Below are 25,485 nucleotides of genomic sequence, written 5' to 3'. Positions count from 1 at the left end.
ATCTGTATATCCGCTTTCTTACCAGTAGCCATAGGAAATAAGGATAGAAGTCCGATGAGACGAGCTGTGGACTGTTGACAGTCGTCTGTGGACGATTATCCGCAACTTTATATAGCCTAATCTTTCTTACTGGCAGGATTGCGGATAATCAAAAAAAAGAAAATCACTCTTTGAGTTTTTTTTCAAGACCTTGATCCCAATTTTCCAATTCTTTTCTAGCTTTAACTGATGCAAAAAACCACCAATTCACGACTTTTCGGCCCTCTGGTAGTTGTATTTGGCCTACTTCTTTTTCCCCACTTTAGCTATGCACAAGGAGCCTATATTCCTTACGATCGGGAATATTATCACAAAGTGGACCGATACGAAATCCTTCAGGGAAGAAACAATCCTTTTTTCAACAGTGGATTCAAACCCTATCGAAGGGATATTCTCGCGCAATACCTTGACAGCCTTGCCGAAAATCCTGAAGTAATCAGATCCAAAGCAGACCAGTTTAACCTCGACTTTCTAAGTCAGGACAATTGGGAATTTTCCAAAAGGAACATACCCACATCCAAAAAATCATTCCTCAAATCGCTTTATCGAAGACCGGGAGACTTTGCTCATTATGAAGGTGAAGATTTTGGAATTCACCTCAGTCCGGTTATTTACCTTAGCGGAGGTACCGAAACCGATAATGTCAGAAATCCTGCACGATTGGCGAGAGGCCTTGTTTTGCGGGGATCAGTGGACAAAAAAGTTGGTTTTTACACCTATTTGACCACCTCGGAGGTTTTTTTTCCCAGTTGGGTAAAAAGCTACACGAAAAATAACGGGGCAGTACCCGGAGAAGGATTTTGGAAAGAATATGAAGGTGATGGCTACAGCTATTTTTCTGCTTTGGGTCATGTTTCTTTTCAGGTGACCAAGCATATTGAAATCCAAGCGGGACACGATCGGAATTTTGCAGGAGAGGGATACCGCTCTTTCCAGATTTCGGACTTTTCCAATCCCTACATGTTCGTTAAATTCAACACCAAAGTCTGGAAGTTTCAGCTGACCAATCTCTGGACTCAGATGACAGCGGACGTATTTTATAATCGAGGCAGACCGACTGACGGTCGCTATCCTCAGAAGTATTTTGCCTACAACAGATTGGGATTTAATGTGGGGAAAAATCTGAATTTGGGCTTTTTCTCTTCAGTGATGACTGACAAAATCAATTTCAACTATTTCAATCCCATTATTTTCCTTCGTTGGGTCGAGCAGCAGCAGGGCACTCCAGACAAGGTCATGCTTGGCTTGGATGCAAAATGGATTTTTACGCCAGGCATGAAACTCTATGGACAATTTGCGCTGGATGAATTTGTGTTTACGGAGTTTTTTGAGATCGATGGAGAAGGATCCAAGCGAAATAAATACGGCGCACAGCTGGGCTACAAATACATCAATGTGCTCGGACTGAACAACCTCGACTTTCAACTGGAATGGAATCAGGCTAGACCTTATACCTTTCAGGAAAAAGTAGATTATCAGTCCTATACCAACTGGAGGACACCACTCACACATCCTCGTGGCGCAAATTTCAGAGAGTTTGTCGGGATTGTGAGGTATCAGCCGCTTCCAAGGTTAGACCTGAATCTCATCGGTTTTTACCAATATTTTGGGACGGACGGGGACGCGGCAACCAATTGGGGAGGCGATGTGCTCAAAAACAGACTGAAAGGAAGCCCAACCGGGTTATTTGGGAACTTTATCGGACAGGGAATTGAAAATAGAGTGATCCAGTCAAACCTGACCGCCTCCTACATGCTCAAGCACAATTTCTTTGTGGACGCATCCCATACCTTTAGAAGAAGAACCGCACAGGATCTGAGTGCTCCGCAAAGTAGCCATTACCTACAGCTGGCGTTTCGCTGGAATTTTGTGCGTCCTGACTTCAATTATTGACCGAAGCCTCAGAATTCAATTTTGAGTAACTTGCAGATCGATTCCCCAATTACCTTTAGATGCAGACCTACCTTCGAATCCTGTCTTATGCCCGCCCATTTGGCAAATTCGTCCCGACATACGTCTTTTACACGCTCTTTTCGATCATTTTTGGACTGATCAACTTTACCCTGCTCAAGCCTCTCTTCGATGTGATTTTTGAGCAGGTGGATCCCCTGTCACTGGAAAAATTCAGAACACTCCCTGATTTTTCATTTTCGACAGATTATTTCACAGGCCTTTTCAACCATTATTTTCTAAATGTTCAAGATGAATACGGGAAGATGGGCACACTCTTCTTCGTCTGCATCATCATCGTTGTTTCGGTCTTTTTATCCAACCTATTCACCTACCTATCCGGGGTCGTTTTGGCAAAAGTACGCGCCAATGTTATCAAAGGCATGCGAATGGACATTTTTCAAAAAGTGGGAGCCCTGCACCTTGGGTATTTTTCAAATGAGCGAAAGGGCGACTTGATGTCAAAAATGACCAATGATGTACAGGAAGTGGAAAACACGATCGTGCAGTCCCTGCGGGTGGTGTTTCGTGAACCAGCTACAATTATTCTTTATTTCTCGGTGCTGTTTTTTATGTCAGTAAAATTGACACTTTTCACCATTTTGATCATTCCGATATCCGGCGCCATCATCGGCGGAATCACGCGAAGGCTGAAAAAACGTGCCGTGCAAAGTCAGCAGTCTCTGGGCAGAATCGTCAATATACTCGATGAAACACTAGGTGGAATGCGCGTGATCAAGGCATTCAATGCAGAACGCTTTGTTACAGAAAAATTCGATCAGGAAACAGAGTATTATTCCCAGGTAAATGTGAGCATGGCCCGAAAAAATGAACTTGCCTCTCCCATTTCTCAATTTCTGGGAGTGAGCGTGGTGGCAGGTATTCTGGTTTATGGAGGCAGCTTGGTACTTAGTGGAGAGTCAGACCTGAGTGCGTCAAATTTCATCACTTACATCATCATTTTCACACAGGTACTTAATCCTGCGAAAGAAATCTCCCGTTCCGTATCCAATATTCAGCGTGGAATTGCATCTGCAGAGCGGATTTTTGAAGTGGTCGATACACAAAGCCAAATCCAGGCCCCTAAAAACCCAAAGCAAATTTCCGGATTCAATCGCCATATTGAATTCAACCAAGTGTCCTTTGCCTACGAGGACAAACTCGTCTTGAAGGACATTAACTTCAAACTTGAAAAAGGAAAAACCATTGCACTGGTTGGTCCATCGGGGGGTGGAAAATCAACCTTGGCTGATCTAGTACCTAGATTTTACGACCCCTCTTCAGGAAGTATTCTGCTGGATGGAGTCGATATTAGGGAATTTTCTCCATCCGAACTGAGAGGCTTGATGGGCATAGTGACTCAAGAATCGATCCTCTTCAATGATTCCGTTTTCAACAATATCGCCTTCGGGATTGAAAATGCAACCGAGAAACAGGTGATGGAAGCTGCCAAAATCGCCAATGCCCATGATTTTATTTCCCAATTGGAAAATGGCTATCAGACTTCAATCGGTGAACGCGGTTCCAAGCTATCCGGAGGTCAGCGACAGCGATTGAGTATCGCACGGGCTGTATTGAAAAATCCCCCGATCCTCATTTTGGATGAAGCTACCTCTGCTTTGGACTCAGAGTCTGAGCTCTTGGTACAGGAAGCCCTGACCAAACTCATGACCAATCGCACTACTTTGGTGATTGCCCATCGACTGAGTACCATCCAGCATGCGGATGAAATAGTAGTAATCGAAAATGGGGAAATTGCGCAGCGTGGATCTCATACAGATTTGATGGCTGTGGACGGACTTTATCAAAAGCTATCCAGTATTCAATCCGTTTGATTAAATTTAGAATCCTAAAAAAAAATGAACCTGTGAAATCAAGCCTGTCTCCCACAGGCATGATGTAAGCTTGAATCACTGGGATGGTTAACCTGCCCCTTGCATTCGGGTGCCAGAATCTCCCGAATCGAGCCTACAAGTATCATTCAGGATAGGGATAGACTATATGACCTTAAAAAAATTATAAACTCATGAAAAAAATAGCGCAATACCTGCAAATCGTAGTTTTAGCATACTTCATCCTTTACTTGATCTTCTTCATTTCATTCGGTGTGTTTGGATCCATGTTTGGCATGGATCCTCTGACCTCCGACTCTATGGTCAAAGTATTTCTGATAGGACTCATTTTATTTTTGACGGCTTGGGGGGCGGGCCTGATGCACAACAGCAATCAAAACGCCACTTTCAAAAAAATGCAGGATGAGATGAATGGTCTGAAAGCCAAGCTTTATGATTTTGAACATCCTCAAACACCGCAACAACCTAAACCTTTGCCTCAAAAACCGCATGAGGAAACGAGCGGAATTCTTCGCCCGAGACAAAATTTTACAGATCAATAAAGATTTAATTTTCACAATCCAGTATATTAAGGAGACAAACCGTCTCTTTTTTTTATTTCTGCTATGGTCGCAAAAACTTTTGGTAGTGCAGTCTCAGGCGTAGATGCCAATCTGATCACCATTGAGGTCAATGTAGGTCAGGGTACCAGCTTCTTCATGGTGGGGCTTCCAGACTCCGCAGTCAAGGAATCCCAACAGCGTGTCGAATCCGCCCTTAAATACTTCAACTACCGCATGCCACGCCAAAAAGTGGTCATCAATCTTGCACCGGCTGACATCCGCAAGGAAGGTTCTGCCTATGACTTGTCCATTGCGATGGGGATTCTACAGGCTTCCGAACAAGTCAACTTCCCCGAACTCGACCGCTATGTGATCATGGGCGAACTTTCATTGGATGGAAATCTCCGTCCGATCAAAGGCGTTCTTCCTATCGCGATAGAAGCGAGAAAAAGAGGATTTAAGGGATTCATCCTTCCCCTGGAAAATGCCAAAGAAGCTTCTATTGTCAATAACATTGACATCATCGGGGTCGAAACACTCGATCAGGCTGTGGATTTTCTTCAAGGAAATCTTCAAATCGAACCGCTCGTCACTGATACACGGGAGATTTTTTACCATTCGCTAGACGACAATGAATTTGACTTTGCGGATGTACAAGGCCAGGAAAACATCAAACGGGCAATGGAAATAGCCGCTGCAGGCGGTCACAATGTGATCATGATCGGACCTCCGGGCGCAGGAAAAACCATGCTCGCCAAACGCCTGCCCTCAATTCTCCCTCCGCTTTCCCTGCAGGAGGCTTTGGAAACCACAAAGATTCACTCTGTTGCGGGAAAACTGGGTAGAAATGGATCCTTGCTTGCACAGCGGCCTTTTCGCTCTCCTCATCATACCATCAGCGATGTCGCCTTGGTCGGAGGAGGAGGAAATCCTCAGCCTGGAGAAATTTCTTTGGCCCATAACGGGGTACTTTTCCTGGACGAACTACCGGAATTCAAACGTACTGTACTGGAAGTGATGCGGCAGCCACTCGAAGACCGAAAAGTCACCATCTCACGCGCCAAGGTTTCGGTGGACTATCCAGCCAACTTTATGCTAATCGCCAGCATGAACCCCTGCCCCTGCGGCTATTACAATCACCCCGAGAAGGAATGTGTCTGCGGTCCGGGCATTGTGCAGCGTTACCTGAATAAAGTCAGTGGTCCGCTCCTCGACCGCATCGACCTGCATGTGGAAGTAACACCGGTGAAATTTGACGAGATGACTTCCACCCGCAAAAGTGAATCCAGCAAATCCATCCGTGAGCGGGTGATCCAAGGAAGGGAACGACAGCGCGAACGCTTCCTAGACAACCCTGAAGTCTACTGCAATGCGATGATGCCTTCGCACATGGTGAAGGAAATCTGCCAAATCAATGAGGCTGGTAGAGCTTTACTCAAAACTGCCATGGAGCGACTTGGACTGTCTGCCCGTGCATACGACCGAATTCTTAAAGTGGCTCGCACCATCGCCGATATCTCAGGTACCGAAACGATCAAAGTCGAGCATCTTGCCGAAGCCATTCAATACAGAAGCTTGGATCGAGAAGGTTGGGCGGGGTGAAAAAATAAATAAGTGAGAATTTTTTGAACATTAAAAATATGTTGCTTCAAGAAATTGAAACTAGGATTTTTACTGTCCGCGGTATGCAAGTCATGCTTGATAGTGACTTGGCAGAAATGTATGAGGTAGAAACCAAAGTTTTGAACCAAGCTGTAAAGAGGAACTTAGAGCGATTCCCTAATGATTTCAGATTCCAACTCGAAGAATTTGAATATCAAGTTTTGAGAATAAAAAAAGAAAACCTCACTCACTCTTTAAGGTCACAAATTGTGACCTTAAAGAGTGGACGGGGTAAACATCGAAAGTATTTACCCTTTGTTTTTATAGAACAGGGAATAGCTATGCTTTCTGCTTTAATCAATAGTAATACAGCAGTGCAGGTTAGCATTCAAATAATGCAAGCCTTCATCAATATGCGTAAGTTCCTTATGCAAAATGCATCCGTTTTTCAACGCCTTGACCTGTTGGAGATGAAACAATTTCATTCAGAAGAAAAAATTGAGCAAATTTTCAAAGCACTTGAGGCTGGGCAACCAAAACTTGAAAAAGGAATTTTTTTTGACGGGCAAATATTTGATTCTTATGCATTCATTTCAAGTTTAATTAAAAATGCTAAATCAGAAATCATTCTGATCGACAACTATGTAGACGAATCTGTTCTCACGCTTCTAACCAAACGGAGCAATAAGGTAAAGGCTTCTATTTTTTCGAGAAACATCAGCAAAGCCTTCCAACTAGACGTGGAAAAACACAATTCTCAATATCCCGAAATACAAATACTTCAATTCTCACAGAGTCATGATCGTTTTTTATTGATCGATAGAAAAGATCTTTATCATTTAGGCGCATCTTTAAAAGACCTCGGAAAAAAATGGTTTGCTTTTTCTAGGATGGATAGCTTCGCAGAAGTAATCATAATGCAGTTACAACTTGGAAAAACGTAATATCTGGATAAGACGCAAGTAGCAATCAACTAATTTATAATTATAAAACTTTAATCCAATCATGGGAAAAATAACTAAGAGAGAGATTATCGCCTTCCTTCTGGGAATTTTTGCTTTGTTTTTATTTGAAAGTATTTACGACTGGGAAGGAACCAAGAAGGTAGTTCGTCAAGGATACAGAGATGGGTATAACTCTGTGAGAATGGACAATTAAAATTTCTTATTAATAAACGGCCAACCGAATTTTTTCTCCTACGAATTTATCATCAAATTATTTGTAAAATTCCTCCAAGCCTGATGAAAAACCTCTGCCTCACTATCCTTCTCTTTGCCATAGTCTTTTCAGCATCGGCCCAGCAGAATGTTAATTACGATGAAGCGCAAGTTCCTGATCTTATTCTCCCCGATCTGTTTGTGGACTTTCAGGGAAACCGGATCATCACTCCGTACGCTTGGGAATCGAAGCGCAGACCTGAACTTTTGAAGTTATTTACCGAGCATGTCTATGGACAACTACCTATCGATTTTGATCAGCAATCGTTCGAAGTCGTAGATATTCCCAATCATCCACACGCCGAATATGCCAACCTGAAATTGGTGAATATCACGGTCTCCAGAAATTCAAATTCACAAACGACCCGATTGCAGATTTACTCCCCAAAGACAGGCAAAGGTCCGTTTCCTGTTTTTCTATTAATCAGCCATAGAGATGTGGAAAAGTTAACCGGAGATACTGAAAATCAATTTTTCCCGATTCATCAAATCGTTTCTCGAGGATATGCGGCAGCTATTTTTGATGTGAAGGATGTCTCTCCGGATGACAAAATCAGATTCACGGATGGGATATTGAATAAGCTTTATCCCGAACAGCTTACCCTACCGGACGGAATGAGGGGATTGTCTGCTTGGGCTTGGGGAGCCATGAGGGCGATGGATTATTTTGAAACGGATAAATCCATCGATGAGCAAAAAGCTAGTGTGGTAGGACATTCACGAGGAGGAAAGGCAGCCCTGTGGTGCGGAGCAAACGATACCAGATGGGCTATTACTGTTGCAAATGAATCCGGATGTGGAGGGGCAGCACTATCCAGGCGGAAGTTTGGCGAAACTATAGCCCGGATCAATACTGTCTTCCCTTATTGGTTTACAGATAATTTCAAAAAATACAACGGGTTGGAGGAAAACCTCCCCTTAGATCAACACCAATTAATTGCAACCCTTGCACCGAGGGCAGTCTACATCGCCAGTGCGATGGAAGATTCATGGTCCGATCCCAAGGGCGAATATTTGTCACTGAAACTGGGTGCAAAGGTGTACTCTGAAATCTATCAAATCCCGATTTCTCTCCCCGACCAATATAACTATTCCCTCCATACGCTCCACCAAGAGTCAGTCGGATATCATCTCCGAGAAGGAAAGCATGATTTGATCGGCTACGATTGGGAAAAGATCATTGACTTCACCAATTTGCAGTTTGATTGAGGTATAAGTGCCTACATGGTAAATCTATAGTGATTTGCGAGGAGATCTGTTATTCAAATTCATATACGGTCCCCTCTGCGCACAATTCCACTTCAAAGTCGAGCTTAAGATGTTGAGTAGATTCTTTCAACATATACTCCAGCTGTTCATCGGATCGGGTAGGCTCATGGTGAAAAAGTGCCAGTTTTTTGACCCCACACATTTTTCCAAACGCGATCGCATCTCTCACCGAGCTGTGTCCCCAGCCAATTTTGGTCATGTATTCTTTGGAAGTGTAAGCGGCATCATGAAAAAGAAGGTCGGCGGACTTCGCGATTTCATATCCACTTGTCCATTCCGGATAATTCGGGAAATTGGAGGCCCCCATCTGAAGCTCATGATCTGGCAGGTATGCAAAAACAGATTTTCCCGACATTATTCTATAGCCTAAAGTTGGACCGGGATGGCAAATAAATTCGGATTGAATGGTGACTTCACCGATTGAAAACTCACTTTTATTCAACTCATGAATGATCGGATGGCTGGGTAATTCGCTGAGGCGAACCGGAAACAAAGGCGGAGAAAAATACCTACGGAGCCGATTGACCAAGGGCTCATTACTGGTCGAAGGCCCATACAAATGAACTTTAATATTCGGATTGTATAGAGGTATAAAGAATCCTAATCCCATGGTATGATCCATATGGAGATGAGTCAACAGAACATGAATTTCCTTGATTTCCGGACTTAGGAATTTACCCAAGCGTAAGATTCCTGAACCCCCGTCCAAAATGATGCAGGTATCACCTTGCGTCACTTGGATGCAGGATGTATTTCCACCATACGTATTATTTTCTGGCCCGGAGGCTGGCAAAGAACCCCGACAGCCCCATACTTTCACCCTCATAATTCTTCAGTTTTCCAAAACATAGCCATCGCTCCCAAAAACCGATCAGGCCTTCCCATGATCGGAAAGGAGGTGACCGTAATTTGAAATCGATCACCTTTGAGATTATCAATGTAAAAAGAACCATAGGCAGGACTCTTGGTAGAGATCGTTTGGACTAAAGGCAAATCTTCAGGAACGAGGAGATTTCCATCCCCATCGGTAGGCTTAAAAACAGTAGACCATTCCTCCACCCTCATTCCACCGGTCTCTCCAAACCGTAATCCAAAGATGCTCTCGGCGGCTTCGTTGTAAAAAAGCAAATTTCCGTCAGGATCTACCAAAAAGCAGGGCATACTGAGGCTGTCTCCAAATTGCCTCGCTAAAATCAATTCCAGGGGTTGTGCCGGCATATTCTTAAAGGTCTTCGTTAAAAATTACGAGAAGTTAGCTATTTTTCAGAATAGACAGAACTATCTACTATTTATTTATAAAACAGCTCAATAATCTTTCTTGAAATCAAAAAACTAACTTTTAATCCGCAAAAATGACGATAAAACTCCTTCCTTGTTATTTTCACATTGTGAGCATTTCTGACATTGTCGGAGCATTGGTTTCAGCACATCAACTATTAGAGCCGGATTTGAATAAAAAATAGATCAGCTGCCTTTCAAAAATTGATTTCAAAAGGCATTGGCTCATAATTCAAAAGTGATTAAAAAAATAGGTTTGAGTAGTACTTTTAAAAATCTTGGAATAACTTAATGCATCATTGATTTCTAAGTCTTTCCTTTAACAACTATATGCGTAAATTTTTCCTCATAATTGTCGCCTTTTCGCTTTTTCTGCCAAGGATCCAGGCCCAACAAAGTCAAGAAAACAAAATATTAATGGAGGAATACCTCCGTCAAAGTGAAAAACAGAAAAAAACAGGTTTGATCATGTTAGGCGCCGGCGCAGGATCAGTCATTTTGGGCACTGTCCTCTTTGGAACGGCATGGAATAGTGGAAGTAATTTCCAATGACCTGTTTCGGGAATTACAAAGACCTCTTTTGGAGCCTTGATTTGATTGTATGCAGCGTAGAAAGAAGTCGGTGGGCAGGTATCGTCATTGTATCCCCAAGAATAAAATCCCGGTGTTTTTAAGATTCTGGCAAAATTCACAACGTCATAATAACTGAGCGTCTCAATCACTTTCGGATTGTTATAATATTTGAGATTGCTGTCTGCAAAAATATGGGGCCAGCCTCCGGCTCTTTTATTTAAATAGCCGGTCATATCGCTGAGTGCGGGATAATAAGCAACGAGGTAATTGATCCTTGGATCCAATGCGGCAGTAATAATCGATAAGGCTCCTCCTTGGCTCCCACCCTGTACCCCGAGATTCTGTCCATCATATTTAGGCAAGGAAACCAGAAAATCCACTGCACGGATGCAGCCCAGATACACCCGCTTGTAGAAACATAGAACTTTATCCTGCGCGTTAAAATTTCAGTACCCGTTGAGCGCTCCACTCGCCAAATTAGAATAAACTTCCGGCACCAGGTCTACCGGGATCCCATGACTGAAAAAAACCAGAATCAGGAAGATTGATGATTCTTTAATGCCCTCAGAAGATGGGGAGTGGGCAAAAGGAAATTAGGTTGAAACATAATATTAACAGCAGGTATTTAGGGGGTACAAGATATATATTGGAATTATTTTCAATCACCAAAAGAGATCCCCAATCCTTTCGCCGCCTGAACCAAGGTCCCATTTGGATCGACCACATTGTATGCGCTGATTGCTTCCTTGATCGGAACTGAAGTGTAATCATTGTTTTGCAGCACCACCAGTTGTCCGAATTTTTCAGCAAGAACCAATTCCATTGCTTTTACTCCAAAAACTGAAGCTATCACACGGTCAAAAGCAATCGGCGTTCCTCCACGCTGTGTATGGCCGAGTACTGTCTCACGAATGTCTGCCTCGACTCCGGCATCTTTCAACTGCTGACTCAGCGTATAGCAAACTCCCCCCAATCGAACGGCAATCCTGCCTTCCTCGCCTACTGTAGCAGTAATCGAACCTTCCTTGGCATGCGCTCCTTCAGCAATTACAATATTGACGAATCCCCGTCCATTGTTATACCTACTTCTTATCCGATCGACCACGACATTGAGATCAAAGGGAATCTCAGGAATGAGACAAATCTCCGCACCGCCTGAAATGGCAGTGTACAAGGCAATCCAGCCTGCATTTCGTCCCATCACTTCCATGATCATCACCCGATGATGACTGCTCGCAGTAGTCACAAGTCGGTCAAATGAATCCGAAGCAGTCTGAACTGCAGTCTGAAACCCAAATGTAAAATCAGTAGAGCTCAGGTCATTATCGATGGTTTTTGGCACACCCACTACAGGCATGCCTAATTCAAACATCGCTTGAGAAATAGCCTGAGAGCCGTCACCTCCAATATTGATCACAGCATCAAATCCTTTAGATTTCAGGCGATCCACAAGCCAGGGGATTCGATTGACAATTTTCGTTGTCCCATCAGCTTGCTTTTCAGGAAAACTCAGGGGGTTGCCTTTATTGGTAGTACCGAGGATCGTTCCTCCTCTGACATGAATCCCGGACACCGTGCTTTCCTCCAATTTAGTAAGCCGCATTGGTTCCTCCATGACACCGTTTAAGGCCTCAAAACTCCCCCATATTTCCCAGTCGCTTTCTAGTGAAGCACGCTTAACAATTCCTCTGATTACAGCATTCAAACCCGGGCAATCCCCTCCACCTGTTGTAACTAGTAATTTTTTCATGATTGGTAGTATTTAAAAAAGAAATCAAAGCTAAGCTTTTATTCATTTTGGCCTTTTGACTTCGTTTTCTATTTTCTAAATCGTTACCTTAATTTCCTTCTATTACGCTAGCAATCTTTTTAAAAAATTGATTTCTAAAGAAAAGGTAATTGGGGCATTTTCCAAAGTACGGTAGTTGAATTTTAAGAACTCACGCATGACGCGAGTATCACAGCGTGGAATAATTTTCAACCCTGCGAGATCCCCCATACTAGCTGGCTCTCGGGATGCGCTAGCTATAAATACTGAACAGCTGAAAATATTCCTACAACTATAACCTTAAAATTATCCATCATGATAAACAGTGGCGAAGAGCAAATTAAAAACCTCAAAAATCTCAGCAAAAAGGAGCTTGTCATAAGGGCTAAAAAATTTGCTAAGAAATATTACGTGGGAGATGGAAAGAAATTCAGGCTGAAGGACTACTCTACTCAACCCAAAATGACACTTGGTCCTGAAGATAAGCCATTGGTCAAAGAAGCACTTGAACAGGGTATTCAGGCACTGGCAACACTTCAGGACATTCTATACACACAGGATAATTATTCTTTACTTGTGATATTCCAAGCTATGGATGCGGCAGGAAAGGACGGCGGGATCAAGCATGTGATGTCCGGAATCAATCCACAAGGCTGTCAGGTGTCTTCTTTCAAGGCTCCCAGTGCGGAGGAATTGGATCATGATTTTCTCTGGAGGTGCTTCAAACGACTTCCCGAGCGAGGCCGAATCGGCATTTTCAATCGGTCATACTATGAAGAGGTTTTGATTGTAAAAGTACACGAGGCAATTCTGAAGAACCAAAAACTACCACCAAAATTAATCAACAAAAATATCTGGAAGCAGCGTTATGAGGATATCCGGAATTTTGAAAAATACCTCTGCCGTAATGGAACTGTGGTCATCAAGATTTTTCTACACGTATCTAAGGATGAGCAAAAACAACGATTCATCGACAGAATAGACGATCCCTCAAAAAACTGGAAATTCAGCACCGGAGATGTCAAAGAGCGAGCATATTGGGGCCAATATCAGGAAGCCTATGAGGAAATGATCAAAAACACCTCAACCAAAGACTCGCCTTGGTATGTCATCCCGGCAGATAACAAATCCTACGCAAGGATTGGCATTGCCGCAGCGATCATCAGTGCATTGGAACGGATGGATCTGGAATATCCTCAAATAAGTGCTGAAAAAATCGCTGAACTCCAAGAGGTCAAAAAAGTACTTTTGGAAATGAAGTAAAGAAGAATGGAGGTATGGAAGATTGGAAGAAGAGGCTGTCTCAAAAAAAATTCCAGTGTCAGCCTGAACGGAGTCGAAGGCCATTTCCAGTAAATTAGGCCACATTTCGACCATGCCACCAATGACAGATTGTGTTAAATTTTGTTTTTTCTAATTATTCAAAATTATATTTCGATTTCATGAATTCTGATTTCTCGCCAGAAACCAGTTAATTCTGGTTTTAAGTTTAGGTTAGGTTATTCGTTTTCTTCGTTCTTTTGGCTTGACCCAGGAACTAGCGTATAAAAACAGTCCAGTGGACAGTTTTAGCTAGTAGCCAGGTGTAGGGGAGGAAAAAGGTCAAGATTTGCGCAACCCTGCAAGCTGGCCCCTCGCTAAATCTCTCCACTGGAGAGATTCTTAACACTCGGTCCTCACCGCACAAGGCCGAACGCTGGCTCGCTGGCAAATCCTCCCACCGCGCCCTTCCGATCGATGTTTAGTTTACGCAGGTTAAATCAAACGTGGTTTTACATTTATTGACTTACTTGGTGTGCAAAACCCCGTCATTCCCTTTTTGTATGTTTGCGGAATATTTAAGACTCAATGTGACAATCGATACTTAAGAGACAGCTTCTTCTTCGCATTTTACCAACTCGAAGCTGTCTTAAATCTTGATACTTACGTCTAGATACTTCATCTCAAATATCAAATTTGATCCCTTGGGCTAAAGGCAAAGAAGTCGAGTAATTGATCGTATTGGTCTGTCTACGCATGTATGCTTTCCAAGCATCAGATCCGGATTCTCGTCCCCCACCGGTTTCTTTTTCTCCACCAAAAGCTCCGCCAATCTCTGCACCGGAAGTTCCGATATTGACATTGGCAATCCCGCAATCTGAACCTGCCGCTGAAAGAAAAGCTTCCGCCTCCCGCATATTCATAGTCATAATAGCAGAAGAAAGTCCTTGAGGAACACTGTTTTGCAAGGCAATGGCTTCAGGCAAAGTTTTGTATTTGATCAAATAAAGGATGGGTGCAAAAGTCTCATGCTGCACTATTTCAAAGTGGTTTTCGGCCTCAAAGATGGCTGGTTTCACATAACATCCCGATTCAAACCCTTCTCCTGAAAGAACGCCGCCGTCTACCACAGCTTTTCCTCCTTCCGCTTTTACTTTATCAATTGCAGTCAAATACCCTTTCACCGCGTCCTGATCAATCAGTGGCCCGACATGATTTTTTTCATCTAACGGATTCCCGATAACCAATTTGGAAAAAGCACCCGCCAATCGGGATTTCACTTCTTCATAGACATTCTCCTGAACGATTAAGCGGCGTGTGGTTGTGCAGCGTTGTCCTGCTGTACCCACAGCCCCGAACAAGGCACCCCGAATAGCGATGTCCAAATCTGCGTTTTCGGTGATGATAATGGCATTATTTCCTCCAAGTTCGAGCAAGGATCTTCCAAGCCGTTCCCCGACAGCTTTCCCTACTAATTTCCCCATTCTGGTAGACCCTGTCGCAGAAACCAAAGGCACTCGAGGATCATGAGACATCAATTCTCCAATCTTATAATCACCGATGATCAGATTGGAAATTCCCTCCGGCATTCCATGCTTGGCAAAAATCTTCCCAACAATCAGTTGGCAAGCTACACCGGAAAGGGGGGCTTTTTCGGAAGGTTTCCACAAGCAGACATCCCCACATACCCATGCCAAGGCAGCATTCCATGACCAAACTGCTACGGGAAAATTGAATGCGGAAATAATCCCAACAATTCCCAATGGATGCCACTGCTCGTACATCCGGTGCCCCGGACGCTCAGAATGCATGGTTAACCCATATAATTGACGGGAAAGTCCTACTGCAAAATCGCAGATGTCAATCATTTCCTGAACTTCCCCCAAACCTTCCTGATAGGATTTACCCATCTCATAGGAGACGAGCTTGCCGAGATCGGACTTCACCTCACGGAGGGCATTTCCGATTTCCCGGACTATTTCGCCTCGTTGAGGAGCCGGCACGAGTCGCCATTTTTCAAAAGCGATCTGCGCCTGACTGATGATCGACTCATAGGCATCTGCATCTGATAGCTGAACTTTAGCAATCAATTGCCCGTCGGCCGGTGACAAAGAATACAAGTAGGACTCACTGGATTTCAACCAGTTAACCCCAGTAGAAGATCCGAGATTTTCTTGCTTAATGCCTAGATGTTTTAATGATTCTGAAATTCCAAAAGGATCTTGCATGGGGAAAAGGTGTTAATAATGCCTTCCCAAAGCTAAAAAAGAAATTCATGCCAGCCGAGATTAGTCTTTTTTAAAAATCCGCTGAACGATTTTCATGGGATTGTACTTGGGAAAATTTTGGGACAACTTCGGCCCTGCATTGATTTTGTAAGCAAAAATAAATCGATAGTTACCAGTGTTGATACTTTGCCCCAACTCATTCACTTCAGCAAGTGCAAGATTTTTATAGACGTAATTAAGATTGAGGGAAAAGCGTGGCCCATTGTAGCCGGCAAAGCCTCTTAGAAAATACCCGGGTTTCAATTTGGTGTTTCTGTCAGCCGTTTCCTGATCGGGAGTCGAAATTGAAAATCCAAGATTAGCAGCAGCTGAACCTGTCAGGAAAAACCCTTTACCAAAAACCAAGGTCCCGATCATCCCCGCATTGGGACCGATATGAAAAAAATCTGCTCGCTCGTAATTTTGATTTGTGGTAAAATCGGATTCAGGAAGTACGAGTGAATCTCCCGAAACTTTAACATAGTATGCCTCTGCGCCGATAAATGGAGAAAATGCGGATTTTTTCTGGATTGCAGATTGCTGAAAAGCCGCCGCTAGTGATATTTTATCCCCATGAAACACATAGTTGGCATTTACGCCAAATTTCCGAATACTCAGATCTGCCCGCGCCAGCTTGTCTTCGCCGGGTCCCTCAACCTTATACCCATTGTAAAATTGTCCAAATAAATCGATGATCCAAAAGGTCGGATAGATGTGCACTTGCAAATCAGTTGTTCTTGGAAAATCCTTTTCCCGCTGAGGGTTCAGAAACCCCAATGGCCCCGCCAGATTCAAGGTGAACTTTTGAAATGTAGCTCCGAACCCGGTATTTAGACCGGTATTTGGAGAATAGACCAATTGAGGATCTGCGACTCGGTATTCGGTGTACTTTTTCGAAGAGTAAAGGCGTAGGACAAGTTTTTCTTCCTGCTCATCGATGTAAGTGGTATCCACTCCGCGGTTTTGAGCCAAGGTGAAAAATGGAATAATGCCAAGCAAGAAAAGAAAAAAGAATTTCGAAGATCTCATTGGGAGGAATACTCAGGTCTAAAGGTAAACAAAAAGAACCCCGACGAAACTCGGGGTTCATTGAAAACTATCAGAGTTCCAAAAATGGATTCTATCTGAATCTCATTTCAAGGTGAGACCATTTTGTACCTTTTCACGGCAGACCCTAAATAATTTTTCTACTTTTGTGATCAATTCAATAGGTTACTTTTCATGAGCATAGTTCATTATTATTCAATCTGCTGGAACGAGGAGAAACTACTCCCCTATGTTCTTGATTATTATTCTCCGATCTGCGAAAAAATGATTTTCCTGGATAATGAATCGGATGATCGCTCTCCCGAAATTATTCGCTCGTATAAAAACGCAGAAGTCAGAAATTATTCCTCGAATGGGGAAATACGGGATGATATTTATATTCAGATCAAAAACAACATCTGGAAAGAAAGCCGAGGTAAAGCCGATTGGGTCATTGTCTGCGATGTCGATGAAATACTATACCATCCAGACTTGATTTTCAAGCTGGATGAACTTAAAAACCAGGGCGTTAGTATTATTAAACCTCACGGATTTGATATGTATGCAGAGGACTATCCGGAGCATAGTCTGCTGGAAATAACCTCAGGCATTAAAGACAACAGGCTACTTGGAAAATGCATCATATTTAATCCCAATATGATTGATGAAATCAACTATAAAATCGGCTGCCACAAATGTTACCCAACCGGGACACTGAAATTTTACAGAAAAGACGACATCAAGTTACTCCATTACAAATGCCTCAAGCTTGATTTTCTTTTAGACCGCTTCGACCTATTGAAAAAACGTTTGAGCCAATTTAATATTCAGAATAAATTTGGGAAGCATTATTTGGCTGAAAAAGAATTGATTAAGAAGAAATATTATAAAAATTTATCCAACTCCGAAAATATTTTTAAACCTTCCCCTCAAGGAATCATCGGATGGGCTTATGACAAATTTGTCAGAAAGAAGCGATGGTAAAAAATCAAAAGAAAGACTCATGGCAATTTACTAACTGACCGAATAGCGACTAATCGGAATATCTAACACTTACATCGGGAAAATGTCTTCCAGCCATCCAAAAATAACATTCGTTTTAACAAGCTGTAAACGCTTCGATCTACTGGAGCCAACGCTCCACAGTTTCCTGCAATACAACACTTATCCGATCGAAGAATACATCATCATTGAAGATAGTCCGGATATCGAAAAGCTGAATAATGTTCTGCGAAAATTCCCCCAAACAAAATTCAAGGTCTTATATAACAACCCACAGCTGGGTCAGCTCCGAAGTATTGACAGGGCCTACAGCCACGTAAAAACTGAATTTATTTTTCACTGTGAAGATGACTGGCTCTTTTACAAACCTGGTTTCATCGAAAAATCGTTATCGGTTTTGCTTGAAAAAGAAAAAGTAATCAATGTCTGGATTCGCGAACAAAACGACACCAACAATCACCCATTGGAATCGGAAATATTCCAGACAACGGACGGAGCTCAATTCAAATACTTGCAGACAGGATTTCAGGGAGGCTTCCATGGGTTTACCTTTAATCCCGGACTGCGCCGCACCAAAGATTATGAATTGATTAAGCCCTATGCCAACTGGCCCGATGAAATCGATCTTAGCAACGAGTACTTTCACAAACACCAGTTTCGAGGCGTGATTTTAGTGAATGGTTATGTAAAACATTTAGGAGATCATCGGAAAATCCGATTCAAAATAAATGAAAAAGAATGGGTGAAAACGCTCAAAATTGGCTTAAAACGAATGGGTGCCAATCTGTGTAAGATTTTGGGCATCTAAATCTTAAGCCTATACAAAAAAAGTCCTAACAGCTTTAAACTAGGACGAAAGCTTTACTTTTTTAATTTTTTGAAATACAAAAGCTGTAATTCTTTTATTTTAAGGCCTTTATGAATAACCCAAAGTGTCAATAATCTTTCTCCAAGAAACCCAAGAATTCTTCTCTGGTAGCCAATATAGGATTCCAAGTCTGTGCGGCTTTCAAAACGGAATAAGACATCAAACCACCACGCCATAAATTCCTGATAAAGGGAAGATTTAAGGATAAACATATTATTGGCATACAACACATTTCCATCGAGAACATTTCGCCAAGTGGAGACATATTCAGGATGACTCTCTGCCAGGATCTTCTCAATCAGCTCAAGATCGACGGCAGAATGGTACTTCCGGTAGTGTTTTTTTAAAGAATACCTAAACACTCTGGCTCTCGGAAGGATAATATCATTTTCTTCAAGAATGCACTCAGCCTCGTTCTGGTTTAAGATCCAATCCGTATATTTTTTGACATTATTGACATATATCAGGGGATTGGGGCCACGCTGGACATTAAATGGATGCGTCAAAAAATACTTTAAGCGATAATACCAAGGCTCCTGACGACAGGTAAAATACCTCCTATAATGACAAAAACCTGTGATTTCTTGACTCGTGTTTTTCCACACCCAATAAATCCCGGTCAACTCGCTATAAAACTCGTTCTTTGCAGAGATCTGAATACCGGCATCATCCCTCAAATATGGGAAATCTTCTATCCCCTTTCCATTTCCGCAGAGTAAGGGCTCGTATATTCTACCCAAAGGCAGTATAGTGCCTGATTTATAGTAGAGGATATACAATTTTATCGATTCAAGCATTTCCATAGCTTTTTCAAGATCTCCCGATTTGAATTTAAAACCCGATTCCAATCAAATTTTATCCAATCCCTTCCAAAATTTCAAAAAATAATATTTCAACGGATTGGTATATTTCAGCTGCTTCCAGGGCCGACTTGCATGCGGTCGATGCCAAACCGGAGCATTCATCAGCACCGTGTTTTCAAAGCCCAGTTCAATTGATTTTTTCGAAATAAACGTGTCGTACCAATCCTTGGCTGCATCCAAGCCCATGAAATCATAGCTTTTTAAAAAATCCAAGGTGAACAACGTGCAACAAAAACTCAGGCTCCGTTGTGTATGAATTACCGGTTGTTTTACGCCTTTAAATTTCAAGTAAGGAAAATTAACCAATCCTGCTTCATCCACGGTGACGGATCCAACGAGCCCGGATTTTGCATTTTTCCTTTGCTGAGAAAGCAAACTGGAAATCGTGTCCGGCTTCACAACTACATCTGATTCGATTACCAAAAGTGGCAATCCTGCTTCCAGAGCTATCTTTTGCGAAGTTTGCAAAACCAATTTATAATTTGGCGAAGGATGATCGGTCAGCTCTTCGATATGAATTAAATCATACCCGATTTTCGATTTATTTTCCTCTAAACTCGCTTTCGTCTCGAAAGTGCTGAAATCATTGAAAATAATATGTCGGACCGAAACGTCTGAGGCGGCAATTGCTCTAGCCGTATCTAATGTCGTTTCGATCGAATTTTTCACCGGAGTGATCACCAGTACTTCAGCCATGAATTGTGATTTTGGTCAAAATTAATCCTTTCTGCCAAGGCAAAAAAACAGCCCGAACTTTCATCCGGGCCAGTTCTTATTTCAGGTTGGAATTAGGCAAGTTCGCCTAAGGACTTTTTAATTCTTTTCATCGCTTCTACCAATTCCTCATCGGAAGCAGCATAAGACAAACGAATACAGCTTGGTGCCCCAAATGCCTCTCCAGTGACCAAAGAAACATTTGCGATAGCCAACAAATACAGGCAAAGATCGTCAGCAGTTTTCACATCATAGCCGTGTGCGGACTTGCCAAAGAAGGCACTTACATCGGGGAAAAAGTAGAAAGCTCCTTCAGGTACATGAGTTTTGATTCCGGGAATATCTTGGATCAAGCCCAAAACCAAATTTCTCCTTCTGAGATAGGCTTCTGCCATGGCTTTTGAGGGAGCTTGATCGCCGGAAATCCCAGCCAATGCAGCACGCTGAGCAATGCCTGTTCCGCCTGAAGTGAATTGACCCTGGATTTTTTCGCAAGCCTTGGCAATTTCCAGTGGAGCGCAGATGTAACCCACTCTCCAGCCTGTCATGGCATAGCCCTTAGAAAAGCCATTAACCGTGATCGTGCGCTCAAACATACCCGGAAAAGAAGCAATGCTGTAGTTTCTACCGACAAAGTTGATCAATTCGTAGATCTCATCTGCAATCACCATCATGCTTGGATGCTTTTTGACCACTTCGGCTATCGCTTCCAATTCCTCCTTGGAGAAAACAGAACCGGTAGGGTTACAAGGTGAAGAATAGATCACTGCTTTGGTTTTAGGCGTTACAGCTGCTTCCAGCTGTGAAGCTGTTGCTTTGAAGTTATTTTCCAAAGTGCCTTCAATCAGAATGGGAACTCCGCCTGCCAACTTGATAATTTCGGCATAACTTACCCAATACGGAGAAAAAATTACCACTTCATCGCCTTCGTTGATCAGGCACATGAACACATTGGCGATCGAGTGCTTTGCTCCGGTGGAAACGACAATGTTTTCTGCTTTTGCAGCCGTGATTTCGTTTTCTTCTCTAAGCTTCTTCGCGATCGCTTCTCTCAGATCCTGATAGCCTGCCACAGGCGAGTAAGAAAAGTATTTTCCTTCATCAATTGCAGCCTTTGCTGCATCCTGAATGTGTTGAGGCGTCTTAAAATCCGGCTCGCCCAAGCTCAGGCTGATGATGTCAATACCTTGAGATTTCAGTTCCCGGGCTTTTTTTGCCATGGCCAGGGTGGCTGACTCTTCCATATTCAGTACTCGGTCTGATAGAATAGAATTCATTTTTTGTGGGATTTTTTTACAAATTCCTCAAAAATAGGCAGAAGATTATAAAATCTAAACAATCCGGCAAAATTGATGCTTTAATGTTATTTTTGGATAAAATAGTTGGCAATAACTACCGTTTTCCATTCTATGAGCAGGAGATTAACTGTTTTACTAATCCTAATATTTATTTCCGGCAAAATGGCTTTTGCCCAAAAGAAAACCACGGAAGAAAAGTCCGATCCTGATTCTACAGGTGTGGTCAATTCCGCACTATTACCTTCCGTTGCTCCCTTGCTTCTTTTTGACGAGGAAAAAGAAAAAGAAGAGAAGAAGCAAAAAAAGAAAAAGGCCAAGAAAAATATCTGGTTTGGGATCAAGACTCAAAGAGGCTTTACCCGGCGGGAACTGAGAGGTCAGTCTTATTATGAATACTTCAACTACACAGATGCCGACCGAAATCCCGATCCTTACATACGGGATGTGTACTGGTATGATTCCAAAGAAAGAAGTATCAAAACTTCAGGTTATACAAAAGGAAACGGATACTTGCTTCATGGGCCCTATGAACGGATAGTAAACGAGACCGTAGTCGAAAGCGGAATGTTTTATTACGGTACCAAACACAAGACTTGGATGCTTTTTGATGACAAAAACGTGCTTCAGGATAAAAATCACTTTTCAGAAGGTTGGCCTCGTGAATCGCGTATCTCTTATTACAACCAAGCCTCAAAATCAATAGAAGAAATCATCCCTATCCAGTACAGCCTCGCAGAAGGGAATTATTTTTACTTCCACGAGGATCAACAGATCGCTGTCACAGGAGAATATAAATACGGTGAAAAGGTGGGGTTATGGACCGAATATTGGGATACAAATAATACAAAAGCAATCCGAAAACGGGAGATCCAATATCAGGAAAAACCTTATACAAAAAATTTCCGCCCTTACATTCGGGCGGAATGGGATAAGGACGGAAACCTGATTTACCGTAAAGACAATTGATTATTTTTCGCGGAATTTAAACTGCTGCCCGCCTACAGAAGCCTCATACATCAAGCCTTTTTTGGTTCTGGTGAAGACAGCAACTCCTTCGATATATTCGGCATTTAACGAAGCTCCGGATGCCGCAGCAACAGCTGATACCTGTGCAGCCATTTCGATTTTACCCTCTTTGAATCGGTCAAAGGCTTCTTTGTTTTGAAAAAAAACCACCTCACTATAGGCCTGACCACCTGCCTGAAATCCGATGGTCAATTGGGTCATTCGAGCAAATCCAATGTGAGTCCCTTGTTCAAAAGCAACACCATTTCCTGCTGCGCCGCCGATTCCAAATCCGCCCTTCCCAACATTAGGAAGAATGATGTATCCATAGGAATCCTCAAAAAAGGAATTCATATCCGGATCATCTTTAAGGAAAGCTACTTTGGCGGCTTCTGAATCTGCTATTATTTTTTCATCCTTTTCATCCGTTTGGGCAAAAGAATAATTTACCGCAAAGCCAAGCAGTATAGCAATAAGTATTTTTTTCATGATAATTGGTTTAGTAAAATGCGTCTTCGAAGTGCCTGAAATTAACCGTTCCACTTCGATCTCTGTAAACGCCCACAATGTCAAAACGGATGTCTTTGTGCCAATCTTTTTCATAGATGTAATGGTCGGCAGCCTTGACCAAAAGCTTCTTTTTGGTAGAATCCACAAACTCCTCCGCATAGCCAAAACCCGTTCCTGACCGGAATTTGACTTCGATAAAAATGAGCAGTTCCTTGTGCTTCATCACCAAGTCAATTTCGGCGTACCCATGTCGGTAGTTGGTGTCCAAGAGTTCGTACCCCTTACTCACCAGCCAATCTGCGGCGAGCTGCTCGGCGAGTCTTCCGGTATCATTATGTTCAGCCATGGTTTATTTGATTAATTTTGAAAAATCGAAAGAACGCTTCAGCCTGATTGGCTGTTAAAAGGGAATTCCGGAAGGAAATCATATGAACGAAATTATCAATAAAACCGTAAAATTCCGAGACTTGGGCCGGATGGATTACCAAGAAGCTTGGGATTATCAAGAGGCCGTTTTCGCAGAAACGGTCGCCCTCAAAATCAAAAACCGAAATCTTCCATCAGAAAAACAGGTCGCCACACCCAATTCCCTCTTTTTTGTGGAGCATCCGCATGTCTATACCTTGGGGAAAAGCGGAAAGCCGGAAAACCTGCTTTTGGACGAATCAGGACTGAAAAATCATCACGCGAGCTATTACAAAATCAACCGTGGCGGAGACATCACCTATCACGGTCCCGGTCAATTGGTAGGTTATCCAATCTTGGATTTGGACAATTTCTTTACCGATATCCACAAATACCTCCGTCTACTCGAGGAAGCGATCATATTGACTTTGGCCGATTATGGAGTGGAAGCTGGACGGATTGATGGGTTGACTGGAGTTTGGCTAGATCATGTCAAACAGGAAAATCCCCGTAAAATTTGCGCCATGGGCGTGAAGTCCAGCCGATGGGTGACCATGCATGGATTTGCATTTAACCTGAATGTTGATATCAGCTACTTCGGTCATATCATCCCCTGCGGCATTGACGACAAAGCAGTGACTTCACTTCATTTGGAATTGGGAAGGCCAGTGGATGTAAGTGCAGCGAAGGAAAAAGTCAAAAATCATCTTGGCGATTTATTCGAAATGGAGATTATTTAAAAAAAGATAAGCTTCGCGAAATAATTGGAGATAGGCTGCGCGAGATAAGCTTCGCGGATGCCTCACAAAGGTAGAAAATAAGAGGCAATGGGCTATATCAAAAGGGGTGATGGTGTCAGCCTGACACTTCGACTCCGCTCAGGGTGACTGTAGTCGAAGGCAATTTACAGAGAATAATGGCGCATTTGAACTTCCCTCCACAGCACGGCTCTCAATGTGACAAGCAGCAGTTATGAGACAATCTCCTTTAAAATAAAAACAATGAAAAAAGACATTGATTTTTCTCCTGTTACTGGGGTAAAGTTAGCCATTGCAAAAAGTGAATCATCCACAGGAACCGAGTGGAATGTCTATATCATCAATCTCAACCTGATCGAGTTGAAGACAGTCATGATCACTTCCAAAGGTTACGGAATCCTGGATGGGGAAAAGCGACAGACTTCCACACTTCGCCACATGATCGAAGAACTTGGATCAGAATCGGTCGCGAAAGTAGAGTCCATTGACCCCGAAGTTTTCAATCTGACCAATGAATTTTGGGTAAGCTATTACATCCTCGATCAGATTTTTGACAAAAAGTTTATCTTTACTTCAGGCAGTTTTGATCCTGCCCACCTCCGCAGAATCCCTGAACTGGGGTTGGAGGGTATCCTTCACATCTAAACTTTGACCAAATGGCGGACTTTTTTGATCATCTCAGCGACATTTTATTTTTAGATATTGAAACTGCTTCCCTGACTGAAAAATTTGAGGAGCTTGATCCCCGGCTTCAGGAGGAATGGATCAAAAAAGAACGATTGATTCGAATGGAAAATCCCGAGGAGGTCGAACCCGGCTCCTTATATTTCGATCGCGCGGGAATTCATGCTGAATTTGGCAGGGTCATTTGCGTCGGAGTCGGTTTTTTCCAATCCAAAAAGAAGGATAAAAAACTGGTCTTCCGATCCAAGATATTCGGAGATTCCGATGAGCGGGAACTTCTTTTGGCATTAAAAGACTTATTAGACAAGAAAAAGTGGCTGCTTTGCGCACACAACGGAAAAGAATTTGATTTCCCCTATCTCTGCCGGAGAATGCTGATTCAGGGAATCCCTCTGCCTGAACCGCTTCAGATAGCCGGCAAAAAACCTTGGGAAGTGCGTCATTTGGACACCATGGAACTGTGGAAATTTGGCGATTACAAGCATTATACCCGGCTGGAGCTTTTGGCAGCGGTTTTTGGAGTTCCGACATCGAAGGACGGAATCGACGGAAGTCAGGTCAACACAGTTTTTTATCACGAAAATGACCTCGAAAAAATCAAAAAATACTGCCTCCGGGATGTAGAAGTGACTGCACGCATCTACATGGCCATGCATCCACAATCCGATGAATTGGAAATTGAAATCGTCCATTCAGAAGAATCAAAAAAAGATCACAAAGATTAATGACGAAGG

At 42.8% G+C, this 25,485-nt stretch carries 24 protein-coding genes and 1 pseudogene; 14 read left to right on the top strand and 11 right to left on the bottom strand.

Features of this window, described 5'->3' with window-relative positions:
• Positions 1-228 precede the first annotated feature (228 nt).
• The 7 genes from BLQ81_RS17650 (at position 229) to BLQ81_RS17625 (ending at position 8,412) form a co-directional block, all read left to right on the top strand.
• Positions 229-1,932, top strand: a complete 1,704-nt coding sequence (locus BLQ81_RS17650; protein ID WP_245693298.1) for a hypothetical protein — start codon at positions 229-231, stop codon at positions 1,930-1,932.
• 59 nt (positions 1,933-1,991) lie between these two features.
• On the top strand, positions 1,992-3,824 hold the full coding sequence (locus BLQ81_RS17645) for an ABC transporter ATP-binding protein (RefSeq protein ID WP_092732934.1): 1,833 nt from the start codon (positions 1,992-1,994) through the stop codon (positions 3,822-3,824).
• Between the two features lie 191 nt (positions 3,825-4,015).
• Positions 4,016-4,384, top strand: a complete 369-nt coding sequence (locus tag BLQ81_RS17640; protein WP_092732931.1) for a hypothetical protein — start codon at positions 4,016-4,018, stop codon at positions 4,382-4,384.
• A gap of 63 nt (positions 4,385-4,447) precedes the next feature.
• Positions 4,448-5,986, top strand: coding sequence for a YifB family Mg chelatase-like AAA ATPase (locus tag BLQ81_RS17635; RefSeq protein WP_092732928.1), 1,539 nt, complete (start codon positions 4,448-4,450; stop codon positions 5,984-5,986).
• Between the two features lie 38 nt (positions 5,987-6,024).
• Positions 6,025-6,930, top strand: coding sequence for an ORF6N domain-containing protein (locus tag BLQ81_RS17630; RefSeq protein WP_092732925.1), 906 nt, complete (start codon positions 6,025-6,027; stop codon positions 6,928-6,930).
• 61 nt (positions 6,931-6,991) lie between these two features.
• The gene (locus BLQ81_RS22370; protein WP_175454267.1) at positions 6,992-7,144 is read left to right on the top strand and encodes a hypothetical protein; all 153 of its coding nucleotides are present in this window, start codon (positions 6,992-6,994) and stop codon (positions 7,142-7,144) included.
• An 83-nt stretch (positions 7,145-7,227) separates the two neighbouring features.
• Complete coding sequence (locus BLQ81_RS17625; protein ID WP_092732922.1) at positions 7,228-8,412, top strand: alpha/beta hydrolase family protein; 1,185 nt, start codon at positions 7,228-7,230, stop codon at positions 8,410-8,412.
• A 49-nt stretch (positions 8,413-8,461) separates the two neighbouring features.
• On the opposite strand, the gene BLQ81_RS17620 is transcribed toward BLQ81_RS17625, so the two are convergent.
• From BLQ81_RS17620 to BLQ81_RS17605, 4 genes and pseudogenes are all read right to left on the bottom strand, one after another.
• The gene (locus BLQ81_RS17620) at positions 8,462-9,298 is read right to left on the bottom strand and encodes an MBL fold metallo-hydrolase (protein WP_092732919.1); all 837 of its coding nucleotides are present in this window, start codon (positions 9,296-9,298) and stop codon (positions 8,462-8,464) included.
• On the bottom strand, positions 9,295-9,690 hold the full coding sequence (locus tag BLQ81_RS17615; protein WP_092732916.1) for a PAS domain-containing protein: 396 nt from the start codon (positions 9,688-9,690) through the stop codon (positions 9,295-9,297). The genes BLQ81_RS17620 and BLQ81_RS17615 overlap by 4 nt, the downstream gene beginning before the upstream one ends.
• A 494-nt stretch (positions 9,691-10,184) precedes the next feature.
• Positions 10,185-10,841, bottom strand: a pseudogene (locus BLQ81_RS17610) (acetylxylan esterase); the annotation flags it as partial.
• A gap of 140 nt (positions 10,842-10,981) precedes the next feature.
• Entirely contained in the window at positions 10,982-12,073 is a 1,092-nt protein-coding gene (locus BLQ81_RS17605) for a 6-phosphofructokinase (protein WP_092732913.1), read from the bottom strand.
• Between the two features lie 333 nt (positions 12,074-12,406).
• On the opposite strand from BLQ81_RS17605, the gene BLQ81_RS17600 reads away from it, so the two are divergent.
• Positions 12,407-13,354, top strand: a complete 948-nt coding sequence (locus BLQ81_RS17600) for a polyphosphate kinase 2 family protein (protein ID WP_092732910.1) — start codon at positions 12,407-12,409, stop codon at positions 13,352-13,354.
• Between the two features lie 680 nt (positions 13,355-14,034).
• On the opposite strand, the gene amaB is transcribed toward BLQ81_RS17600, so the two are convergent.
• Together amaB and BLQ81_RS17590 are read right to left on the bottom strand one after the other, a co-directional pair.
• Positions 14,035-15,579, bottom strand: a complete 1,545-nt coding sequence (gene amaB / locus BLQ81_RS17595) for an L-piperidine-6-carboxylate dehydrogenase (protein ID WP_092732907.1) — start codon at positions 15,577-15,579, stop codon at positions 14,035-14,037.
• A 60-nt stretch (positions 15,580-15,639) separates the two neighbouring features.
• Complete coding sequence (locus tag BLQ81_RS17590) at positions 15,640-16,647, bottom strand: DUF4421 domain-containing protein (protein WP_092732904.1); 1,008 nt, start codon at positions 16,645-16,647, stop codon at positions 15,640-15,642.
• Between the two features lie 192 nt (positions 16,648-16,839).
• Between BLQ81_RS17590 and BLQ81_RS17585 the strand changes: the two genes are divergently transcribed.
• Together BLQ81_RS17585 and BLQ81_RS17580 are read left to right on the top strand one after the other, a co-directional pair.
• Entirely contained in the window at positions 16,840-17,628 is a 789-nt protein-coding gene (locus BLQ81_RS17585; protein WP_092732901.1) for a glycosyltransferase family 2 protein, read from the top strand.
• A gap of 82 nt (positions 17,629-17,710) precedes the next feature.
• The gene (locus BLQ81_RS17580; RefSeq protein WP_092732898.1) at positions 17,711-18,454 is read left to right on the top strand and encodes a glycosyltransferase family 2 protein; all 744 of its coding nucleotides are present in this window, start codon (positions 17,711-17,713) and stop codon (positions 18,452-18,454) included.
• Positions 18,455-18,507: 53 nt separating this feature from the next.
• On the opposite strand, the gene BLQ81_RS17575 is transcribed toward BLQ81_RS17580, so the two are convergent.
• The 3 genes from BLQ81_RS17575 to BLQ81_RS17565 form a co-directional block, all read right to left on the bottom strand.
• Positions 18,508-19,311: a DUF4422 domain-containing protein gene (locus tag BLQ81_RS17575; protein ID WP_175454272.1), complete on the bottom strand. Its 804-nt coding sequence runs from the start codon at positions 19,309-19,311 to the stop codon at positions 18,508-18,510.
• A gap of 51 nt (positions 19,312-19,362) precedes the next feature.
• Positions 19,363-20,073 carry a glycosyltransferase family A protein gene (locus BLQ81_RS17570; protein WP_092732892.1) on the bottom strand — a complete coding sequence of 237 codons (711 nt, stop codon included), beginning with the start codon at positions 20,071-20,073 and terminating at the stop codon, positions 19,363-19,365.
• 92 nt (positions 20,074-20,165) lie between these two features.
• Entirely contained in the window at positions 20,166-21,368 is a 1,203-nt protein-coding gene (locus BLQ81_RS17565) for a pyridoxal phosphate-dependent aminotransferase (RefSeq protein WP_092732889.1), read from the bottom strand.
• 132 nt (positions 21,369-21,500) lie between these two features.
• Here BLQ81_RS17565 and BLQ81_RS17560 point away from each other — a divergent pair, with 132 nt between their 5' ends.
• The gene (locus tag BLQ81_RS17560) at positions 21,501-22,355 is read left to right on the top strand and encodes a toxin-antitoxin system YwqK family antitoxin (protein ID WP_092732885.1); all 855 of its coding nucleotides are present in this window, start codon (positions 21,501-21,503) and stop codon (positions 22,353-22,355) included.
• On the opposite strand, the gene BLQ81_RS17555 is transcribed toward BLQ81_RS17560, so the two are convergent.
• Both BLQ81_RS17555 and BLQ81_RS17550 read right to left on the bottom strand, forming a co-directional pair.
• Positions 22,356-22,883 carry a YSC84-related protein gene (locus BLQ81_RS17555; protein ID WP_092732882.1) on the bottom strand — a complete coding sequence of 176 codons (528 nt, stop codon included), beginning with the start codon at positions 22,881-22,883 and terminating at the stop codon, positions 22,356-22,358.
• 10 nt (positions 22,884-22,893) lie between these two features.
• Positions 22,894-23,250 carry a YraN family protein gene (locus BLQ81_RS17550; protein WP_092732879.1) on the bottom strand — a complete coding sequence of 119 codons (357 nt, stop codon included), beginning with the start codon at positions 23,248-23,250 and terminating at the stop codon, positions 22,894-22,896.
• An 82-nt stretch (positions 23,251-23,332) separates the two neighbouring features.
• Between BLQ81_RS17550 and lipB the strand changes: the two genes are divergently transcribed.
• The 3 genes from lipB to BLQ81_RS17535 all read left to right on the top strand — a co-directional run bounded on the left by lipB (position 23,333) and on the right by BLQ81_RS17535 (position 25,476).
• Entirely contained in the window at positions 23,333-24,049 is a 717-nt protein-coding gene (lipB, locus tag BLQ81_RS17545) for a lipoyl(octanoyl) transferase LipB (RefSeq protein ID WP_092732876.1), read from the top strand.
• A gap of 261 nt (positions 24,050-24,310) precedes the next feature.
• Entirely contained in the window at positions 24,311-24,712 is a 402-nt protein-coding gene (locus tag BLQ81_RS17540; RefSeq protein ID WP_092732873.1) for a hypothetical protein, read from the top strand.
• A gap of 11 nt (positions 24,713-24,723) precedes the next feature.
• Positions 24,724-25,476, top strand: a complete 753-nt coding sequence (locus tag BLQ81_RS17535; protein WP_092732870.1) for a 3'-5' exonuclease — start codon at positions 24,724-24,726, stop codon at positions 25,474-25,476.
• Positions 25,477-25,485 lie beyond the last annotated feature (9 nt).

The organism is Algoriphagus alkaliphilus (assembly GCF_900103735.1).
GTDB classification, from domain to species: Bacteria; Bacteroidota; Bacteroidia; order Cytophagales; family Cyclobacteriaceae; genus Algoriphagus; species Algoriphagus alkaliphilus.
The sequence above is the reverse complement of the archived record's forward strand: the minus strand, read 5'-3'. Positions and strand labels throughout refer to the sequence as shown.